A 19766-nucleotide genomic window follows, 5' to 3' on the forward strand; every position below is an offset into this window, starting at 1 on the left:
TCAGCTCGGCTCGTAGGTGAGGCAGCGGGCCGGATCGTCCCCCGACCCCGGGCCCACACGGATGTCACTGGCGGTGCATTCGAGCGCGACGTTGTGCGAGCAGTCGGCGCGCTGACACGCTCCGACCATGCTGGTGACCCGGTCCAGACCGCCCTTCACCGACAGCGGAATGAAGGTTTCGCAATCCGCACTGCCGTTGGTGCCGGCGACATTGATCGCGAACGCATGGCAGCCGTCATGATTGTACGAACAGTTGCTGACAGTGCACTCACTGACGTGGGGCATCTCCATCGTGGTCATACGAAGCCTCCCATATCTCGGCACTTCTCCTGACCTGATCACCCTATGCGCGACATCGCGGGAATAAAAGCCAGGTCAGGCTGACCTAATCGAACACAAACGCACACGGAAGAGGTAGGCGAAGCGCGTCCAAGCAACGCTCGGCGATGTGATAGCCAGAACATTGCCAATGTGGTTCGGCAGCGTTCGCGATGCACGCACGCCACCGATGCAGCCCGGGCCCGGCAGCGGTGGATGCGGCGGGTCACGACTCGTCGCCATGCCGAGGGGGACAAATGGGACGCGCGACGCCTCCCATACCCCGCGGCAACTCTCGGCCGACCCACATTTCATTCGATCGCGGTAGCCGATTCGGGGACTACTGCGGCATCGGCCCGATTTCCCTATCGGCCCCTGTCAGCACATCGTCACAGTGGAGGCACCTTCAGCCCGACGTTCAGGGCCGGCGGATCGAAGATACGGCGACGCTCCCGCTGACGCCGTAGGCTGCGGAGCGGGACCCTGTCCGCCTCTCGGAGGAGTTGTGCATGGTGTTCGGGTTACCGAAATTGCCGCCGCTACCGCTGGTGCGGGCCGTCGGGACCGTTCGGTACGCGCTGGGCGAAGCCTATCGGCGGCTGGCGCCGGCGCCGCTGTCGTTGATGGAGTTGCTGGCAGCGGGCTGGTTGGCGCAGGCCATTCATGCGGCGGCGGCACTGGGCATCGCCGATGAACTGGCGCGGGGGCCGCTCACCGGTGCGGAACTGGCGCGGCGGGTGGGTGCGGACGAGGACGCGCTGCGCCGGTTGTTGCGGCTGCTGATCAGTCACGGCATCTTCGCGCAGCGCCGCGACGGGCGCTACGCGCTGACCCCGCCCGCCCGGGCCCTGTGCCGCGACTCCCCGGAATCGCTGCGTGATGCCGCCCTGTTCTTCGGGTCGGCCACGCATCGGGCGCATTGGACGCATGTGGTCGACGCGGTACGCACGGGAAATCCGGTCGGGCCGCAGGTGGACGGCGCTCCCTTCTTCGAATACATCCGCACCGACCGCCGATTCGGCGACCTGTTCGACCGCGCGATGACCAGCATCGGATCGCTCACCACGGAATCATTGTTCGCCGCTTATGATTTCGGCTGCTTCTCGACGATCGTCGACGTGGGCGGCGGGCACGGCGCGATGCTCACCGAAATCCTCTCGCGCGCCCCCGGAACCCGGGGCGTGCTGTTCGATCTGCCCGATGTGGTGGCCGGTGCGGCGGAGCGCTTCGCGGCCGCGGGATTCGACGGGCGGGCCGAGGTGGCGCCGGGATCCTTCTTCGAATCGGTTCCGGCGGGCGCGCAGGCGTACCTGCTCAAACATGTGATTCACGATTGGCCGGATACGCGTGCCGAACAGATCCTGCGGACCGTGCGCGCCGCGATGCCGTCCCACGCTCGGTTGATCATCGTGGAAATCGTGCTGCCCCAGGACAATCGCCCGCATCCGGGCAAGTACACCGACCTGGAGATGCTGATCAACAGTGGCGGTCGCGAGCGCACCGCCGGTGACTACCGCGCCCTGCTCGCACGCTGCGGTTTCGCGCTGACACGCATCACCGAGACGGTGTCACCGGAATCCGTGATCGAGGCCCGGCCGGTGTAGGACCGCCCGCGTCATCGCGCACCGCGCGGACGCCGGCGCGGGCGAGCGTTGCCGACGTGCTGCTCGACCAGTTCGCCCCACCAGTCGGCCAGTGAGCCGACCAGAAACCATGCGGCCCTGACTCGTTCGTCCCCGACCGTCTCGGCGTCGCGCAGCAGGACGGTGGCGCGGACCTGAGCGGCGGCGAGTCCGTCGACGGCCGCACCGAGGGAACGCGGATGGGCCGCGGCGGCGGTGCGGTCGCTGACCCAGCGGTCGATCTGGACGACGATTTCCCTTCTGCGACAGTCGATCTCCGCCGCGCGAACCGGCGAGCGACGGCGGACGAGGTGAAGTTCGGCCAGTTGGCGGGTGGCCCGGGTGACCGGGTGGTCGTCGGCCTGGTCGCCGAGATGGCCACAGCAGGCGGCGAGAAGTTCATGGGCGCCGGGAATCTCGGGATGGAATTCGGCGGCCGTGCCCGGGGCGCCCGTCCCCACGGCGCCCCGGTCCACCGCGGCGGCGCACCGGCCGCGCAGCCCGCCCGGGCCGGTCCGCGCGGCGCGGCCGTACGGCTGCGAGGCGGCGGACATCGGATACCTCCGGAAGGGTCGTGGTTGCACCCGACGCCACGAACGAGACACCGGACCGCGAGCCCGACGCGGCAAGGGCAAACCGCGCCGGATCCGGTGTGCCGCACGATGCGAAGGGGGCAATCCTGCGGCGCCGGGTGCTACTTCCCAGCGTGCGCGCTCGCGGCGGCCCGGTCACTGCCCTTTCAGTGGCCTTCCGATGCCCCTGGGCCTGAGCCCCTGCCCGCCGTGGGAACTATCGCCAGGTCACGGCGGTGACGATGAGAATCAGATACAACACCAGTACGAATACCACAGCCGGGACAACGGGATACGCGCGGGTGGCCGAATCCGCCCCGCCCGCAGCGAGCGACGCCGAGCCGTATCGCGCGGGCTCGGACGACGGAACCGGTGGCCGCATCGGTTCCGGGACGCGAGTCAGGAACGATCCGGCCGCGAGGACCGGAAGTAGTAACAATCCCACTGGTGTCCACGCCGGCAACGCCCACGGCAGCGGACGCTCCCACGGCCGGCTCAGCGCCACGTCCGCACCGACCGCGAGGGCCGCGCATCCCACAATCGCGACGACACTCCCCCGCCGCCCCAGGACATTCGAGTAGTACCACTGCCCGGGGCGCGGGTCCGCCGCCGTCTTGCGCGCGAATTCGAAATGGAGGAAGGCGCCCGCGAAGATCAGCGCGACCCAGGCTGTCCGCCATCCGGATTCGACCTGCCCGGTGTCGATCGCCGAACGCACGAGGTACGCGATGATCCACAGCTGCACCGGGTAGGTCACGGCCAGATTCAGCAGCAGAGAGCCGCGAATCCGCGCCGATACGCTCTCCAGCCCCCACAGCGCGAGGCCGTACCCCATCGCCGCGACGACGAGAACCGCCGACCACCACGACAGCAGCGACGACACCACGGTCAGCAGCACCGCGAGCGACCCGATCGCACCCCACAATTCGCCGACGCTCACGGCTCCCGTGACCAGCGGCCGGTCCGGGTTGTGCACCCGGTCGTAGTCGAGGTCCTTGATCTCGTCCACCATGCGCAGAAACAGCAGCAGCACCGCGACGACGACGATCCGCACCGCGGTAGCCCATCCCGGGCGCCACGCGGAATCCGGATGCGACACCACCGCCGCGGTGCCCTCCACCGCGGCGACGAACATGACCGCGTAGAGCAGATGATGCGTTTCGTACCGCGCGGCGGTGAAGCGCGCGATCCGCGGGACGGAACCGCTCAGCATTCCGCCTCGTCGGTGTCGTAGCGCAGGCCGATACGGGCGGCCACCGCACCGCACTGGTTGATTTCGCAATCGACCTGTCCCGGAACGTCATCCGAGGCACGGGCCACACATTCGGCGCGGTGGTCCAGCTCCACGAACCGCTCGAAGGAACTGGAAACCCCGATCAGCCGGCCCGGTTCGGACACCGCCATCGCGGTGACCGTCTGACGTGCCGCCTCGAGCAGCACACTGCCGGGGACGTGATCCACGGCGTGGTCGAACAGGATCGGATGTCCGGTGTCGATCGCCAGCTCGGCGACCGCGGCCGCGCCGACCCGCCGCATCGGGCCGATCACCACATTGCGCCCGTTGGCCCGGCCCACATCGACCGCCGCGGCCGACTGCCCGGGCGGCAGCGCCGCGCCGATGTCGCCGAGGCCCAGCCCGGTACGCAACCCGCCGCGCAGCGCCTCCCACCGCGACGGCGACACCCAGGTGAAGGATCCGTCCACGATCATCAGCGGCTCACCGCCGCATTCGATGTCGAGCACCATATCCACCCCCTGCAGGACCTCGCCGCGCCGATGTCGGCGGGAAATCTGCACCGACATCACCAGATCCGCGGGCGCGGGCCCGATCACCCAGCTGTCGCTCTCCGCGACGGCACCGTTGAAGGTGCGCACCACGAATCCGAAATCCTCTGGCACACCGAAGTATTCGTGCGTGAGAGCGATCGCCGCCTGCCGGGCGGCCTCCATCACCAGCATGGGATCGTAGGTGCCGTCCCACGGCGCCAGGTGGTCGCCGTAGAAGGCGTGCATGCGGGGTAGCTGGGCGCCGACCACGAATTCGTCGGACCGCGCGGCGTGCAGCGAGGTGACGAAGACCTCGGAAACCGCACAGCGGTGGGCGAGATGCCGGGAGATGGTGTGCACATGGCTCGCGGTCGGGATGGTCGCGGTGTCGATCGTCATGGTCGTGCCTCCAACCAGTCGTGTGCGGATACCGGGGGCAGGATCTGGCGCCGCCCGCCGTTGCGCATGGGCAGTACGTGGGAACCGAGGACGATGGCTGACCAGGGATCGATCGCGCGGCCGGTAGCCCAGGCGCGGCGCAACAGCAGCGCACAGTCCTCGTCGCGATCCGGATCGAAGTCCGCCGGAACATCACCGACGTCGGCGCGCAGACGCGCGACGGCGGCCGACCGACCGAAATCCCGTGCGGGAGTGCGGGAGTACAGCTCCGCGGCGCAGGCGGCGGCTTCGACACCGCGGTCCCTCCCGGACTCGATCTCCCGCAGCACCCGCGCACGGGTGTCGGTGTCGAAGTAGATCGCGAACTCGCGCAGCACGTCGGCAGGATCGTCGGGCGAATGCACCAGATTCAGCAGGTAGCTGTATCTGCCCAGCAGATAGCGCAATTCACCGGGTTGCCGCTTGCCCGGATCGGTGGGGCCCTTGGCCGCCGTGAGCCGCACCGAGGTCGGCAGCGCGGCGGCTTCGCCGGAGACGACCAGGATCAGCGCATCGGAGATCTCGGTCAGCAGATCGGCGAGCCGCCGTCGCTCCGGCGAAGCGATATTCCACGCGAAGTACCACAACGCGCGCACCAGATGCCGGTCCACCGCGCAGATGCGCGCCGCGACGACACGAAAATCGTTGTCCCGCAACCACCGCAGGGTCGGTTCGACGGCCCGCGCCACGACCGCGTCCGGTTTCAGCAGCAGCAGCGAGTATCGGCGGGAGAAATCGGCCGCATCGAGTCCGGCCGCACCGAGTTCGTCGACCGTCTCCTGAACGTAGGTGTCTTCGGCATAGGCGGCCGCCTTGTCCGGCAGCGGGGTCGACGCCGCCAGCAGTTGCGCCAGATTCATCGGCTGCCTCCCACTGTCGCGTCCGGGCCGAAGCGCGCCAGTACTTCCGACACCGACGGCAGCGGATCGCCGAGGTAACCGCTCTCCAGGCAGTGGTCCAGGAGCAGTCGCAGATACGGCTTGCCGCTCGGCGGGCAATCCCGTCCGAGCAGGGCGTGTGTCGCGGTGGTGTCGAACAGCGGTCGGCGGGCGAAGTAACTCGTGTACAGCGCGCCGATGCGCTGGAAGTATTCGCGCTCCAGCGGTTCCAGATCCTCCACCGCGAACGAAGCCTCGGGCACGAAGGTCGCGACCCGGAAGGACGGATATTCGGCGAGGACGTCCGAGATGTCGCGCAGCGAGAGCGCATCGGCGCCGACGGCGTGAAACGTCTGTCCCGCGGCCGATTCGAAGTCGGTCGCGGCCGCGGTGATCACGTCGGCGACGAAATCGACCGGTGCGGGCGCGATCGTGGCGTCGTAGCGACCGGGCAGTGAGCGCAGCTTGCCCTCGACGATCAGCTTCACCACGGTGTAGAGGTTCTTGTAATCGCGGATCACGCCGGTGCCGGTGGCGCCCGTGACGACGCCGGGACGAACGACCGCCCAGCGCAGCCCCGGCGTGCAGCGCACCTGGCGTTCGGCCCGGAACTTACTGTCCTCGTAGCCGTTTCCGAAGGCCTGTCCGACATCGAGTTCCGCCTCGGCGACCACCCCCGCCCGCATCCCGCACACGTAGGCGGTACTCACGTACACCAGCGGCACGTCCCAGCGCAGCGCCAGTTCGATCGCGTGCGCGGTGCCGCGCACGTTCAGTTCCTCGTAGTCGCCGGCGGTGGCGTCGAAGGCCGTGGTCGCGGCGGAGTGCACGATCATGCCGACGCGGGAACCGAGTTCGGCGGCGTCGTGCCGGGAGAGGCCGAAACCCAGCCGCCGGATGTCGCCGCGCACCGTCTCGATGCCGTCGATCTCGGCACCGTCGTTGCGGACGATCCGCGCAGTGCTGTGCACCAGCCCGACAACGGGCCGGCCCGCCACGCCGAGGCGCGCCACCACCTCCGCACCGACCAGGCCGCCCGCGCCGGTCACCAGGACGGTGTCGTATCCGGTCACAATCGCACCTCCTCGATCAGGGTCACCACATCCCCGATGCGGCGCACACCGGCCAGCTGTTCGGGCCGGTAGCGCGGTAGTCCGAAGGCCTGTTCGAGGACCAGGGTCAGCTCCATCAAACGAAGTGAGTCGAAGCCGAGATCCTCGATCAGCCGCAGCTGGTCGCCCGCTTCGGCAGGCGGGGCCGGCGCCATCGCGACCACGAGCCGGCGCACCCGTTCCGCCACTGGGCCGTCCACATTCGTCATCACTGTCCTCCGTCGCGCTGGTGGGGTTGCCGCCCGCCCGAGCCGAGCAGGTCGCGGGCCTCGTCGAGCGGCAGTTCGGTATCGAGATAGGCGGCCGGGCGCAGCCAGTCGTAGCTGATGTCGAGCGTGCGCCGCCATTGCTCCCGCGAATCGAACGACGCCGGAAACTGTGTGCCCCCGGCGATCTCACGCACCGCGGCCGCGAGTTCGTCCAGCACGGCCAGTTCGTCCAGGCCGCTCGCGCCCGACCCGAGGACCTCGGAGAAGCGCAGGGCCGACGCGCGGTCGACCAGCTCGCGGAGCGGTCCGGTATCCGGCACCATCGCGGACAGCGTCCGGCCGGGCGCGACATCCGGGGGCAGCGGGCGAATACCGTAGGTGGCCAGCGCCATTCGCACGCACATCGCGATTGCCCGATGCGCCGCGATGTCGGCGACGGCACCCTGCCCCGCTTTCACCGCGCCCATCAGATCCTCGCGGGCGTTCTCCAGCACCACATTCGACCAGACCACCTCCATCGCGCAGGCGACGAATCGCTGGGCCGGCAGTGGTGACAGGGTCGCGATATCGCGGTCCGCGCCGCCACCGGCGAGTCCGAGCGCGGGCATCCGCGTGGACGGAATCGGCGTGACCGGGCGTACCGGCTTGCACATGGCGAGCGCGGGACGCAGTGTCTCGCCGCCGCGCAGGGACAGTCCGATGAAGCCCAGACGGACGAATTCGGCGAGTTCGGTGCCGATCGGCGACCGGCGCAGTATGTCGGCGACCGACTTCCGGGCGACCACACCGCGCCAGGCCGCGGCGCCGCGGTCGGAGAGTGCGAAGACGTCCCGATCGTCGCGGAGCACGTGGATCCGGTCGCCGATGGGCCACGTGGTCACGCCGTCGACCCGGGTCAGCAGAATCCGCTCGGGATCATCGGTGACGTCATCGATGCCGAATCGCCGGGCCAGGGTGAGCGTCTCGCCGAGCGTCGCGACGGCCGGGAGTGCCCGGTAGGCGTCGACCTGCTCCGCGACTCCGGGATCGGCCGCCACGATCCGATCGAGCTGTCGCGGAACCCATTTCGTCTCGATATAGGTCTCCCCGCGCGTCGCGGCCCACGATTTGACCGCTTGGAGCAGGCCGTCGCGCGCCCACCCGTCGGCTTCCGCGTCGGCGCCCATCGCGCGCAGGGCGACCGCGAACCACAGCGCGTGGCGGCTGCGCTGCGCCCACCAGCCGGACACGGTCTCGGCGAAGCCGTCGGCGGGCAGCAGCGCCAGCAACCCGTCCAGATCCACGGCCGCGCTCGACCGCAGCACCGTCGCATTCCGGAACCGCTGGCACCGGTTCAGCACGTCCTCGTCGAGATCGCCGGCACCGGTCACGCGCTCGAGTTGCGCGCGCAGTTGCGCCTCGGACCGGGTGCGGATCTCGATGCGGCGGCCGTCGGCGAACACTACGGTCGGCAGCGTCGGCATCTGTTCGTCGCCGGGCGCCACGATCAGGAAGTCGATATCGGAACCCTCGTTGCCGAATCCCTCCGCCAGCGACCCCTCGAACAGGGCGGCGGAATTCGGTGGGATCGAGACCGTGTCCAGTGCCGCGGCCAGCAGCCGCTCGGCACGATCGAGCGACAGCGCCGGCGCGGTGGAGACATTCGTCGCGGTGGTGTCGGCGCCGGGATGTTCGGTGGCGCCGGCCAATCGGCCCTCGGTGTAGAGCTGCCACATGTGGCGGCGGCGCGGTTTGCCGCTGGAGGTGCGGCGGATGAAGCCGCGCGGTCCGGTGACGACGCCGACGGTGCCCGCGGGGCCCAGTTCGCCGCGCACCACGGTCCGGGCCCGGGTGATCCACTCCCCGGGCGCGGTTTCGGCGAAGAGCACGATGCCGGGTGCGGCGCCGCCGGTCAGCGAGACCGCCGCGAGCTTTCCCTTGGTGATCCCGGTTTCGCGCGCCACCCGGGATTCGATGTCCTCCATGAACACCGACCGCCCCCGCACCTTCAGGCTCGTACCCATCCGGCCCAGTACGAAAACCTCGTCGTGGTAACGGAATCCGGCGTCACCGGTGTAGAGCCGGCCGTCGGTGATGCGGGTCGCGCCGCCGGCACCGTCGGTATATCCGAGTGCTACCGAATCGCCGATCACCACCATTTCGCCGAGCACCCCGTCGGGCAGTTCGCGGCCGTGCTCGTCCACCACCACGACGGTGGATTCGGGAGTGGAGTACCCGAGGCCGGTGATCCAGCCCGGGCCGCTCACCCATCGGTCGTCGGCGAGTGCGACCTCCGCGACGATCCGCACCGGCTCACCGGGGCGCAGGGTCGCGGTATCGACCCGCAGGGCCGTGAGCGGCCGGTCGCGTGCCGAGGAGGTGACCATCAGCGTGGCCTCGGCCAGACCGTAGGCGAGGGTGTAGGCGCGAGCGGAGAAGCCGCGCGCGCCGGTGAGATCGGCGAAGGACCGCAGATCCTCGACTTCGACCGGTTCGGAGCCGACCGCCAGGGTCCGCCATCCCGACAGGTCCAGATCCGCAATGTCGGCCGGCGAAACGCGGTGTGCGACATAGCCGAGCGCGAACGACGGCGACGGCGAGTGCTGGGCGTGCACCATCGCCCGCAGCCAGCGCGCGGGATCGCGCACGAACTGATCGGGACGCATCAGATACAGGTCCCCCTGATTGGCGACGGTGGTGAGGAATGCGCCGACGAGGCCCATATCGTGGTAGAGCGGCAGCCACGAGACCATCGCCTCGCCGTGTCGCCAGTCGATCAGCCGGCTGATCATCCGGATGTTGTTGGCCAGGTTGTGCCACGACACCCGCACACCGCGCGGGGTTCCGGTCGACCCGGAGGTGAACTGCAGCAGTGCCGTTTCGGCCGCGGGTGCGAGCGTCCGGTCGGCGGGCGATCCGGTGTCGCCGACGACGACCGGTTCGTCGGCACGTCCGGCCGCCGTCATCGCCTCACGGACCAGTGTTTCGAGTTCCACGGAGGTCACGACCACGCGTGGTGCGGCCTGGTCGAGGATCGCCGCGACGTGCGCGATGTACTGGGCCATATCGGCGAACATGGGCGGGGCGATGGGCGTGAACACTCCACCGCACGCCCACACCGCGTAAAAGGCGGCGACACAGGGGAATCCGGTCGGCATGACGACGCAGACCCCGGCCTCGTCCCCGCCCCCGAGACCTCCTTCGCGGAGCCGGCCCGCCACCCACCAGGTCAGCTCGGCGAGTTCGGCGTAGCTGCGGAACTGCCAGCCGTCGGCTTCGTCGGCGAGGTGAATGCCGGTGGCGGTGGCGGGATTCACCAGCCAGCCGCGCACCAATGCCTGGTCGTCGTCGGTGTTCGGCAGTTCACTGGGCATCGGTTGCCTCCCCTTCTTCGAGCACGGTGACGGTTCCGCCGCTGCCGTCGACCCGCAACGGCATCCCGGTCCGGACGGATCCGGTGACACCCGGAATCTGCACCACCGTCGGCACACCGAGTTCGCGCGCGACGATGGCGACATGGGTGAGCGGGCTGCCCCGCTCGACGACGAGAGCCGTCGCCGAGGGCAGCACCGCCACCCATCCCGGATCGGTTCGATAGGTGACGAGCACACCGCCCGCCACGTCGCGCGGCTCGTCGACCACCACCGCCGGACCCGTGCCGATCCCCCCACCCGACGGCGTCCCGGTGAACACCGAACCCGCTGTCGCGGCCGGGGTGTCGGTGATCGGCACCCAGCCGGCCGCCGCCAGTTCGGCCGGGCCGAAACCGCCTCCGTGGGTGACGAACCGGGCCGGTGCGACCAGGCGCGCGTCGGCGGCGCGCTGCTGTTTGCGGGCGGCGACCACGGCCCGCAGACCGGCCGTATCGCCGCCCTCGTAGCAGCTGCGCAGTTGCGGCAGCGTCAGGTGGAACACATCCGAGAATTCGTCGATGATATTGCGCCGCACCAGGTCTCGTCCCATAATTCGAAGGGTTCGCTTGACCATGCCGAAGGCGCGGGTGCGGCAGAAGCGCAAACTCTCCCGATGCCCCGCGCAGCGAGACACCTTGCGCCGTAAGCGTTCGTAGATCGCGCGGCGCCACCCGCGCAGATGGGTATCCAGATACCGTTGCGCGTCGTCGGCGGCGCGGTCCTGATGTTCCGGCAGCGCGGCCAGCACCATGACGAACAGGCCCGACGGATCCTCCCGCAGATCCGGAGTCTCGAGCTTCAGTTCGTCGAGGCTGCGGTAGCCGTAGCGGTCGATGTACTCGTCGACACGCGCGCGGAAGTCGTCGTGACCCGCCGTGATCAGTGCGTCGTAGATGCCTTCCGGGGCAGTGCTTTCCAGCAGCTTGCGCAGATCGGCGTTCTCCCGCACGATCGCGGCGAGCGCCGACATGGCACGGGCCGGCTCGGCGGATTCGACGTCGGCCCCGGGTCCGGCGACGGCGTAGAGGAACCACTCCGGCGCCTTCGGCAGGAATATCCGGGTGAGGACGTACAGCAGGCCGGTGAGGGTCAGCAGCATCGCGTCCAGAACCATCATCGGACCCCAGCGGTGCACCAGTTCCCGATCGAGTTCGCGATAGCGGGCGTAGGCCTGAGCCCCGGTGTCGGCGCTGTCGTCGTGAGATTCGAAATCGTCGTAGACGCGGTAGAACTCGTCGAGGAACCGCCGCATCATCGCGTCGATCCCGGCGATGCGGCGCAGATAGATCGCGGTGGTGCGGGCCCGGGACATCACCCGCCGCAGCGGATTGCCGAAGATGAACGGGCGCAACGTCTTCGCGATATCGTCCGGCAATGGTTCGGCCACGCCGAGCGCGGCCTCGAGCACACGGCGGTTGAGCGCATAGCCCGGCGCGATGCCGACCATGCGATACCAGTGCAGCAGGTTGTAGTAGACGCGGCCGTGAAAGTAGCCGAGCAGCACCGGAGTCCAGCTGTCGGTCTGCGCGACCTGTGGCTGCGGCACCCCCAGGGATTCGGCATATCCGCGATACACCCGGCCGTAGATATCGGCCGCGGTGGTGAAGGTGAGCGGTGAGGTGATGCCGCTGAAACTTTCGATGATGTTGGAGTTGTCCCAGATTCGCAGATCGCCGGCGGGCACCGCTTCACCGGCGCCGCGCAACGGGTCCCCCACCGCCGTGGTCACCGGTCGCGCCTGTAGCACCCAGAGCCGGCCCTCCGCGTCGAAGGCCCACTCGACGTCCTGTGGAGCGTTCGTCGCGGTCTCGATCCGGCGGCCGACCTCGATCAGCCGGGTCACCTGCTCCGGAGTGAGCGCCGGGCGGGCGCGCAGCGCGGAATCGACGTCCACCGCGATACAGCCCTGGTCACCGTCCGGACGGTAGCGAGTCGCCTTCTCGCCCAGGACCGTATCGATCGCCGTGCCCGAAAACTTGTCCACGACAAAGGTATCGGCGTCCACGGCCCCGGAGACCAGCCCTTCGCCCAGACCGTAGACCGCGCTGATCAGCATCCGGTCCGTGGCGCCGGTGCTCGGATCGCAGGTGAACAGCACACCGCTGGTTTCCGCCGCGATCAGGCGTTGCACGACGACCGCCGGCATCTCCGGCAGCGCCAGTCCGTGCGCGAAACAGTAGTTGATCACCCGCGGCGACAACGCCGACGCCCAGCATGCCGTCACCACCGACGCGATCGCCTCGGCCCCTGAGACGTTCAGGAACGAATCGAACTGCCCGGCAAACGAATACGTGGTGCCGTCCTCCACCGCCGCCGAGGACCGGACTGCCACCGGGGCACGGCCCAGGCGCCGCCACACGTCGTCCATCGCCGCGACGAGGTCATCCGGGGGCGTGGCGGTCATGATGCGCGCGCGTAACCGGGCACCGCGGACCAGCGCCTCGTCGAGATCGGTCGTGTGAACGAATTCCGCTGCCGCCGTGACGATCTCGGCAGGCATATGTTCGAACATCTCCGGCTCGACGACCAGCCAATCCGGCACCGGCAACGACGCATCGCGCAACCGACGCAGCCCGGCCGCTTTCCCGCCGGCATCCGCCGCTTCGGCCGGGCCCGCTTCGGATTCGTGCACCAGGTCTCCTGTCATCGCGGACCGTGCGCCTGCCCAGCGGTCGCTCGCAGAGTTCGTAACGGTATATCTGAAATGGATACGTTTCGGAATACCGGTGATCGGATATCCGACCGGCCGCGGTGCGCAGGCGGTCACCGGGACGTTGTCTCGATATACCGGCCGCGCTCGCCGGTGTTAACCGAAATCCGAACAAGATCGGCTGGCCGCCCGCCGGGAGCGCGGCTACGCTACGTTGAGGCTCGTGACGATCGGTGGAGGGTGTAATTCGGCGTGAGTTGGTCATTCACACCGGACGAGTTCGCGCACATCTGGCGCGAAACCGACCTCGATCGCCATCCCTTCCCCCTTCGCATCCTCGAAACCCCGCGCACCGAGGACGAGGCGGCGACCTTGCGCAAAACCCTCCAGGCACGGCTGCCGCTCGGCGCGGACCCCGACCTTTCCGCCTGTCTGCGCATCCTGGCCGCGCCGCACACCCGCGTGGTCGCGATCGGCGGCGCACACAGTCCGGGGACCGAGATCCGGGCGGTGGCCGCGGCGATCTACGACCACGCTGTGCTCGCGATCCAGGAACCGGGACGCACACCCGGATTCGGCGGGCCCATCCGATTGTCGATCGGGCATACCGCCAAACTGGGCGCCCGCATCGCCGCGCTGCTGCCCGACTGCCCGGCCGGAGGTGAACCCGCCCGCTCGGCGCCGACCGAGGCGGTACGCGACGACGACTGCCCGCGGCCGGCCTCACCGCCGGCGCCGCGCATCCGCCGCCTGCTGCTGAAACCGCATACCGCCGAAGGACATATCCGCATCGAGGCCGGCCTGGACCGGCCCACACCGCCCGCGCCGCTGTACTACACCTGGATCGACGTCGCCGAGGACGGGCGCTATCTCATCAAGGCGGGCGACGAAGTCCATATCGTGCCCGCGAGCCGGCAGCAGATCGGCACTCACCTGCAAAAACGCATTCCGCGATGACCGTGACGGGTGCGGATTCGCCGCAACTCGGGCTGACCGGACATCGCCGGAACCAGTAAGCTGGGTCGACCTGCAGCCTCACCGGGAAGCCGCCTCCGGGCGATCCCCGTCAGGCTGTGTGATTGCAGCCCGATGGGGAGCGCTTACGTGGTAACGCTCCGCTGCCGCCTCCGGGCTTTCCCCATTAGGCTGGTCGGACCGACCGATCTCAGGGGTGCGCATGACGATCGAGACCAGCCAGGCCGATATCGCCCGTTTCTTGCAGGCCGCGCGCGGGGGAACCGTCACCTTCGATCCGGCGGCCGCGCGTGGGTGCGCCGAGATCTATCAGCAGCAGGCCGACCGGCTTCGGGAACTACAGCAGCGCCTCGATTCGGTGGCGCAGCTCAGCGGATTCGGGGGCTTCTTCTCCGCGCAGCAGTTGCAGGCCGGTTTCGGTCGCAAGGCGCGCGATGCGGCCGAACTGCTCGACCAGTACATCGCCGCCGCCTACCGCATGAAAGAGGCCTTTCTGATCAGCGCCGGGCTCTACGAGGAGGCCGATTCCGCGCATGCGGCCGCGCTGCGGGCGATCTCGTCCGGACTCTCACGATGAGCGCCGAATTCCGTTACGGGCCGGCCGCATCGCCCACCGACCCCCAATACGTCAGCGCCATGGAACATTTCGAGTCCATGACGCACGAACAGATCCATACCGGGACCGAGAAGATCGAGGCCGGTGAGATTCTGCAGGCCTCCCTGATCTGGCTGGAGGCGGCCGCCACCCTGACCGGTTCCATGCCGGCCACCCGCTCACAGGCCGAGCGCATCATGGACCACGCCGGCTGGCAGGGCCCGGCCGCCGAGGCCGCCGCCGCGAGCGCGCACAGTTTCGCTGCCTCCGTCGATGAATTGGCCGCCGTCTTCGGTGAGGTCGGTGCGCGGCTCGGTGCGGTCGCCGGCGCCGCGGAAGCGGTCAAACTGGCGGTACCCCCGCCGGGCGATTCCGGGCCGGTGGATGCCATCGCCCGAGTGTTGGAGGCCGCGCACGTGATCGATGCGCGCATCGCCCAGGAGGTCATGCGTCAGGAGGCGATTCTGACGATGAACATGATCTACAAACCTGCCTACTCCGCGGCGGGCACCGCGGTTCCGGCGCTGCCCGAACCCGCGGCACAAGCCGACCCGGCCGGACCGCGGCCCAGCGCTCCCGCACACCCGAACGGCGACCGGCCGCAATCGCTCCAAAACCCCACGGCCCCACCGTCGTCCGAGTCGGAGCCCTCGATACCGGAGCAGGCCCCGAACTCGGCCACTGTGCCCGGCACACCCGCGTCGCCGCAGCCCGCACCCGCACCCGAGAGCCCGGCACCGGCGCCGCCGCAGACGCAACCCGCTCCCGCACCCGGCGATCCGGCACCGAGTTCGTCGGCCCCGGGACCCGCCGCGCCGACGCACGATCCGGACCCCGCGCCGACCCCGGCGCCGCCGACCCCTTCCGCTCCCGCCTCGCCGACCCCGACGCAGGCACCCGCGCCGTCCGGACCGGAAGGCTCGGTGCCGCCTGCTCCCCCGACGTCCGATCCGCATGCCGCGCCGCCCGTCACCCCCGCCCCCACCGCACCGGCTGCGCCACCATCCGACACCCCCGCACCGCACTCGCCCGACCCATCGGCATCCGCTCCACCGCCCCAACCCCTCACGCCCGCACCACCTCCGGCCCCACAGCCACCCGACCCGTCGGCATCCGCTCCACCGCCTCAACCCCCTGCGCCCGCACCACCTCCGGCCTCGGTACCACCCGATCCGTCGGCGCCTCCGCTCACCGACCAGGAAGGCCAGCCGGGTATCACCGGTCCCATTCCCAACACCGATACGCCGGCGACGCCCGACCAGCCCGGGGTGTCCCCGCCGGGCTGAGCGGGAGTTGAGAGCGCGAGATATTTCGGCAGTCCGGCTGTGACCGGGCGGAACGCACCGACCGCCCAGTCCGGGTGGGACTGCTGATCATCGCGGCACAGCGGTGGCAGTTCCCGGAGAGAACCTCTCCACACACGACGGCCTGGACCGCGACGATGGCGATGGCGAACCTCGGCGAACGCGGGCCCCGCTGCTGAGGCCGGTCACACGCGGTGACCGCCTGGGATTCGCGCCTCGGCGTGACGCATGATCCGCCCTCGACTCGTTCCCTCTCGCGAACGGCGTGTGATTCGCGCCCCGGCAGTCCGCGCTCGCGCAACTGTGGTGCCGAGATCCCTACACCTTCACCAGATCGTCGGCGTGAATGACGGGGCGTTGCATACCTTCCGGCAGTTCGGAGGTGGAATGGCCGGCCATGGCCTGCAGTTCGGTGCTGTCGTATTCCACGACGCCCCGAGCCACCGTGCGGCCGTCGGGCGCGAGCAGGTCGACCACATCGCCGCCGTAGAAGCGGCCCCTGACGCCGGTGATCCCGGCGGCGAGGAGCGAGCGGCGCGAATGCGCGACGGCTCTGACGGCGCCGGCGTCGAGGTGGATGGCGCCGCGGCTGTCGGCGGCGTGGCGGACCCAGAACTTGCGGGCCGACAACCGGACCGGACGCGCGGCGAAGGCCGTGCCGACGGAGGCGTCGCGCAGTGCCGGCGCCGCATCGGAGGCGGCGGCCAACAGGACGGGCACGCCGGCGTCGGCGGCGAGACGAGCGGCCGAGAGCTTCGACGCCATACCGCCGGTGCCGAGAGCGCCGCCGCTACCGGCGATCACACCGTCGAGGTCGGCGCTGCTGCGCACCTCGGGAATGAAGGTGGCGGCGCCCTTGCGGGGGTCGCCGTCGTAGAGACCGTCCACATCCGACAGCAGGACCAGCGCGTCCGCACCGACCAGATGCGCCACCAGCGCGGCCAGCCGGTCGTTGTCGCCGAAGCGGATCTCCTCGGTGGCGATGGTGTCGTTCTCGTTGACCACCGCGACCGCGTGCAGGGCGCGCAATCGGTCGAGCGTGCGCTGCGCGTTGCGGTGGTGTTCGCGCCGGGCGAAGTCACCCGCGGTCAGCAGCACCTGGCCCACCACACGGTCGAACCGGGCGAACGAGGTGCCCCAGGCGTGGGCCAGCGCCAATTGGCCGACGCTCGCCGCGGCCTGTTTCGTCGCGAGATCCCTTGGGCGGGCGGCCAACCCGAGCGGGGCGATGCCGGCGCCGATCGCACCGGACGACACCACCACCACATCCGAGCCCGCGCGCATCCGGGCCTCGATCGCCTCGGCGAGCTTGTCCAGGCGCGCGGTGTCGAGTCCGCCCTCGAGGCTGGTCAGCGCCGACGAGCCGATCTTCACCACCACGCTGCGCGCGGTCCGGATCGACTGCCGAGTAGTTACCGCTCCCTTGTCAGAATCCACCTGTGTCACAACAACACTCACTCACTTGTCACGCCACCACCGTGGCGCACGACGACAACCGGACCGATACGCCCGCGCACACCGGAGATACCGGCGTGGCGGGCGATCACGGTTGGTCCTCGTCCTCCGAGACCAGGCCGCGGCGTACCCGGGAGGCATGTTTGCGCTCGGCGGCGGAGATGCGGTCGGTCTGGTCCAGACGGGGGTCGGTCCCGCGCCCGGTCATCACCATATCGACGCCGGCCGAAATCTGCGGCTCCCATTCGAAGCTCACATCACCGATGGTGACCTCGGCGCCGGGCACCGCACCCTGGCGGACCAGTTCGTCCTCGACGCCGAGGCGTGCGAGCCGGTCGGCGAGGTAGCCGACGGCCTCGTCGTTGTCGAACTGCGTTTGGCGCACCCACCTTTCGGGGCGCTCACCGCGGACGATGAATCCGCCCTCGACCTCCGGATCGGGCACGACGGTGAAGCCGGTCTCCCCGGCCACGACGGGCCGGATCACCGGGCGCTTCGGCGCCGCCTTCGGATGCGCCTCGCGATATTCGCGGACCATATCGGCCAGCGCGAACGTCAACTGGCGCAGACCTTCCCGGCTCACCGCGGAAATCGTGAACACCGGCCAGCCGCGTTCGGTGAACTCGGGTGTCACCATCTCGGCCAATTCGGCGGCGTCGGGGATATCGGCCTTGTTGAGGATGACCACGCGGGGCCGGTCGGCCAGATCGCCCAATCCGGCATCGGCCTGCAGGGCCGGGCGGTAGGCGGCCAGTTCGGCCTCGAGCGCGTCCACATCGGAGATCGGGTCGCGGCCGGGTTCCAGTGTCGCGCAATCGACTACGTGGGCCAGCACCGCGCACCGCTCGAGGTGCCGCAGGAAGTCCAGGCCCAGGCCGCGTCCATCGCTGGCGCCGGGGATCAGGCCCGGCACATCGGCGACGGTGAAGGTGGTGTCACCGCTGGAGACCACGCCGAGATTCGGCACCAGCGTGGTGAACGGGTAATCGGCGATCTTGGGCTTGGCCGCCGAGAGCACCGAGACGAGTGAGGACTTGCCGGCCGACGGGAAGCCGACCAGGCCGACATCGGCCACGGACTTGAGTTCGAGAACGAGGTCGCGCTCCTCGCCGTCCTCACCCAGCAGGGCGAAGCCCGGGGCCTTGCGGGCGCGCGACACCAGCGCCGCGTTGCCGAGACCGCCGCGGCCACCGCGGGCCGCCACGAACCGGGTCCCCGCGCCGACCAGATCGGCCACGACCTCACCGTCGTCATCGATGACGACCGTGCCGTCGGGCACCTTCAGCAGCAGTTCCCCGCCCTGTTTGCCGTCGCGGTTGCCGCCCTCGCCGGGTTTGCCGTTACCGGCCTTGGCGTGCGGGTGAAAGTGGAAGTCCAGCAGCGTGTGCACATTCGGGTCGACTTCGAGGATCACATCCCCGCCGTTGCCGCCGTTGCCACCGTCGGGTCCACCGAGCGGCTTGTACTTCTCCCGATGCACCGAGGCACAGCCGTGACCGCCCTTACCGGCGCGGACGTGCAGTACCACACGATCGATGAATTTGGACATGCCAGCTGAACCTCTGTGTTTCGGTGGACGGTGGTGGTGAGCCTCCCGGAACGGCGAACGGGCCAGGGTTTATCTGCTAAACCCTGGCCCGCTTCGAAAAGTGTGTGGAGAAGGCTCCGGCGCGGCAGAGTTCTACCCACCCCGCCGGCTCCGCCGGCCCCCTAGGCCTGCGCCGGCTCCGGTACCACGATGTTGACGGTCTTGCGGCCGCGCTTGGTGCCGAACTGGACCGCGCCCGCCTCGAGGGCGAACAGTGTGTCGTCGCCGCCACGACCGACGTTGACGCCGGGGTGGAAGTGGGTTCCGCGCTGGCGAACCAGGATCTCACCGGCCTTGACGGCCTGGCCGCCGAAGCGCTTCACGCCGAGCCGCTGAGCATTGGAATCGCGACCGTTGCGAGAGCTGGACGCACCCTTCTTATGTGCCATGGCTGAAAACTCCTCGATTCGAAACCGGGTGGTTTCGCTAGGTCGAAATTACTTGATGCCGGTGACCTTCAGGACCGTCAGCTTCTGACGGTGGCCCTGACGCTTGTGGTAGCCGGTCTTGTTCTTGAACTTGTGGATCCGGATCTTCGGGCCCTTGGTCTGCTCGACCACTTCGGCGGACACCGAAACCTTGGCCAGCTTGTCGGCATCGGTAGTCAGCTCGGCGCCGTCAACCACCAGCACCGGCGACAGCGATACGGCCGTGCCCGGTTCACCCTCGATCTTCTCGACCTTCACCAGGTCACCGACCGCGACCTTGTACTGCTTTCCGCCGGTCTTGACGATCGCGTACGTTGCCATCGGTCGGCTGCCCTCTTTCCTCAACTAGTGCTCGGCACTCTGCTCACACGGCCGCCTGCCGGTGGACACCGGAAACCGCCGTACGACTGGTCTGATAGTCACCGCCGCCTCGGTACTTCTTCCGCACCGGAGGGCTCGTTTC

At 69.4% G+C, this 19766-nt stretch carries 17 protein-coding genes; 4 read left to right on the forward strand and 13 right to left on the reverse strand.

What is annotated here, in order from left to right:
- The gene (locus tag IRT45_RS04160; RefSeq protein ID WP_194804544.1) at positions 1-300 is read right to left on the reverse strand and encodes a DUF1540 domain-containing protein; all 300 of its coding nucleotides are present in this window, start codon (positions 298-300) and stop codon (positions 1-3) included.
- 527 nt (positions 301-827) lie between these two features.
- Between IRT45_RS04160 and IRT45_RS04165 the strand changes: the two genes are divergently transcribed.
- Positions 828-1922, forward strand: a complete 1095-nt coding sequence (locus IRT45_RS04165; RefSeq protein WP_194804545.1) for a methyltransferase — start codon at positions 828-830, stop codon at positions 1920-1922.
- 11 nt (positions 1923-1933) lie between these two features.
- Here the strand turns inward: IRT45_RS04165 and IRT45_RS04170 are convergent, their stop codons facing one another.
- The 8 genes from IRT45_RS04170 to IRT45_RS04205 all read right to left on the reverse strand — a co-directional run bounded on the left by IRT45_RS04170 (position 1934) and on the right by IRT45_RS04205 (position 12940).
- On the reverse strand, positions 1934-2494 hold the full coding sequence (locus IRT45_RS04170; protein WP_194804546.1) for a DUF4254 domain-containing protein: 561 nt from the start codon (positions 2492-2494) through the stop codon (positions 1934-1936).
- Positions 2495-2729: 235 nt separating this feature from the next.
- Positions 2730-3725, reverse strand: coding sequence for a hypothetical protein (locus IRT45_RS04175; RefSeq protein WP_194804547.1), 996 nt, complete (start codon positions 3723-3725; stop codon positions 2730-2732).
- The gene (locus IRT45_RS04180) at positions 3719-4678 is read right to left on the reverse strand and encodes a ScbA/BarX family gamma-butyrolactone biosynthesis protein (protein ID WP_194804548.1); all 960 of its coding nucleotides are present in this window, start codon (positions 4676-4678) and stop codon (positions 3719-3721) included. The genes IRT45_RS04175 and IRT45_RS04180 overlap by 7 nt, the downstream gene beginning before the upstream one ends.
- Positions 4675-5577, reverse strand: a complete 903-nt coding sequence (locus IRT45_RS04185; RefSeq protein ID WP_194804549.1) for a nucleoside-diphosphate kinase — start codon at positions 5575-5577, stop codon at positions 4675-4677. Before IRT45_RS04185 ends, IRT45_RS04180 begins: the two co-directional genes overlap by 4 nt.
- On the reverse strand, positions 5574-6668 hold the full coding sequence (locus IRT45_RS04190; protein WP_194804550.1) for an SDR family oxidoreductase: 1095 nt from the start codon (positions 6666-6668) through the stop codon (positions 5574-5576). Before IRT45_RS04190 ends, IRT45_RS04185 begins: the two co-directional genes overlap by 4 nt.
- The gene (locus IRT45_RS04195; protein ID WP_194804551.1) at positions 6665-6916 is read right to left on the reverse strand and encodes an acyl carrier protein; all 252 of its coding nucleotides are present in this window, start codon (positions 6914-6916) and stop codon (positions 6665-6667) included. The genes IRT45_RS04190 and IRT45_RS04195 overlap by 4 nt, the downstream gene beginning before the upstream one ends.
- On the reverse strand, positions 6916-10269 hold the full coding sequence (locus tag IRT45_RS04200; RefSeq protein ID WP_194804552.1) for an AMP-binding protein: 3354 nt from the start codon (positions 10267-10269) through the stop codon (positions 6916-6918). The genes IRT45_RS04195 and IRT45_RS04200 overlap by 1 nt, the downstream gene beginning before the upstream one ends.
- A complete protein-coding gene (locus IRT45_RS04205; protein WP_309240790.1) occupies positions 10259-12940 on the reverse strand; it encodes a phosphoenolpyruvate synthase in 2682 nt (893 codons plus the stop codon). The genes IRT45_RS04200 and IRT45_RS04205 overlap by 11 nt, the downstream gene beginning before the upstream one ends.
- A 270-nt stretch (positions 12941-13210) precedes the next feature.
- On the opposite strand from IRT45_RS04205, the gene IRT45_RS04210 reads away from it, so the two are divergent.
- The 3 genes from IRT45_RS04210 to IRT45_RS04220 all read left to right on the forward strand — a co-directional run bounded on the left by IRT45_RS04210 (position 13211) and on the right by IRT45_RS04220 (position 15814).
- Positions 13211-13915: an ESX secretion-associated protein EspG gene (locus IRT45_RS04210; protein WP_194804554.1), complete on the forward strand. Its 705-nt coding sequence runs from the start codon at positions 13211-13213 to the stop codon at positions 13913-13915.
- 220 nt (positions 13916-14135) lie between these two features.
- Positions 14136-14510, forward strand: coding sequence for a hypothetical protein (locus IRT45_RS04215; protein ID WP_194804555.1), 375 nt, complete (start codon positions 14136-14138; stop codon positions 14508-14510).
- Positions 14507-15814, forward strand: coding sequence for a hypothetical protein (locus tag IRT45_RS04220; RefSeq protein ID WP_194804556.1), 1308 nt, complete (start codon positions 14507-14509; stop codon positions 15812-15814). Before IRT45_RS04215 ends, IRT45_RS04220 begins: the two co-directional genes overlap by 4 nt.
- A gap of 336 nt (positions 15815-16150) precedes the next feature.
- Here IRT45_RS04220 and proB read toward each other — a convergent pair whose 3' ends face one another.
- The 4 genes from proB to rplU all read right to left on the reverse strand — a co-directional run bounded on the left by proB (position 16151) and on the right by rplU (position 19624).
- On the reverse strand, positions 16151-17269 hold the full coding sequence (gene proB, locus IRT45_RS04225) for a glutamate 5-kinase (RefSeq protein ID WP_062962953.1): 1119 nt from the start codon (positions 17267-17269) through the stop codon (positions 16151-16153).
- A gap of 106 nt (positions 17270-17375) precedes the next feature.
- Positions 17376-18836: a GTPase ObgE gene (gene obgE / locus IRT45_RS04230; protein WP_194804557.1), complete on the reverse strand. Its 1461-nt coding sequence runs from the start codon at positions 18834-18836 to the stop codon at positions 17376-17378.
- Positions 18837-18997: 161 nt separating this feature from the next.
- Entirely contained in the window at positions 18998-19264 is a 267-nt protein-coding gene (gene rpmA, locus IRT45_RS04235) for a 50S ribosomal protein L27 (RefSeq protein WP_025352062.1), read from the reverse strand.
- 48 nt (positions 19265-19312) lie between these two features.
- On the reverse strand, positions 19313-19624 hold the full coding sequence (gene rplU / locus IRT45_RS04240) for a 50S ribosomal protein L21 (RefSeq protein ID WP_030512746.1): 312 nt from the start codon (positions 19622-19624) through the stop codon (positions 19313-19315).
- Between the last annotated feature and the right edge of the window lie 142 nt (positions 19625-19766).

The organism is Nocardia sp. BSTN01 (genome assembly GCF_015354405.1).
GTDB lineage: Bacteria > Actinomycetota > Actinomycetes > Mycobacteriales > Mycobacteriaceae > Nocardia.

Bases quoted from the DNA above. Each gene is read 5' to 3' on its own strand.
- IRT45_RS04160 (WP_194804544.1), bottom strand. From the start codon at position 300: ATGACCACGATGGAGATGCCCCACGTCAGTGAGTGCACTGTCAGCAAC.
- IRT45_RS04165 (WP_194804545.1), top strand. From the start codon at position 828: ATGGTGTTCGGGTTACCGAAATTGCCGCCGCTACCGCTGGTGCGGGCC.
- IRT45_RS04170 (WP_194804546.1), bottom strand. From the start codon at position 2,494: ATGTCCGCCGCCTCGCAGCCGTACGGCCGCGCCGCGCGGACCGGCCCG.
- IRT45_RS04175 (WP_194804547.1), bottom strand. From the start codon at position 3,725: ATGCTGAGCGGTTCCGTCCCGCGGATCGCGCGCTTCACCGCCGCGCGG.
- IRT45_RS04180 (WP_194804548.1), bottom strand. From the start codon at position 4,678: ATGACGATCGACACCGCGACCATCCCGACCGCGAGCCATGTGCACACC.
- IRT45_RS04185 (WP_194804549.1), bottom strand. From the start codon at position 5,577: ATGAATCTGGCGCAACTGCTGGCGGCGTCGACCCCGCTGCCGGACAAG.
- IRT45_RS04195 (WP_194804551.1), bottom strand. From the start codon at position 6,916: ATGACGAATGTGGACGGCCCAGTGGCGGAACGGGTGCGCCGGCTCGTG.
- IRT45_RS04200 (WP_194804552.1), bottom strand. From the start codon at position 10,269: ATGCCCAGTGAACTGCCGAACACCGACGACGACCAGGCATTGGTGCGC.
- IRT45_RS04215 (WP_194804555.1), top strand. From the start codon at position 14,136: ATGACGATCGAGACCAGCCAGGCCGATATCGCCCGTTTCTTGCAGGCC.
- IRT45_RS04220 (WP_194804556.1), top strand. From the start codon at position 14,507: ATGAGCGCCGAATTCCGTTACGGGCCGGCCGCATCGCCCACCGACCCC.
- obgE (WP_194804557.1), bottom strand. From the start codon at position 18,836: ATGTCCAAATTCATCGATCGTGTGGTACTGCACGTCCGCGCCGGTAAG.
- rpmA (WP_025352062.1), bottom strand. From the start codon at position 19,264: ATGGCACATAAGAAGGGTGCGTCCAGCTCTCGCAACGGTCGCGATTCC.
- rplU (WP_030512746.1), bottom strand. From the start codon at position 19,624: ATGGCAACGTACGCGATCGTCAAGACCGGCGGAAAGCAGTACAAGGTC.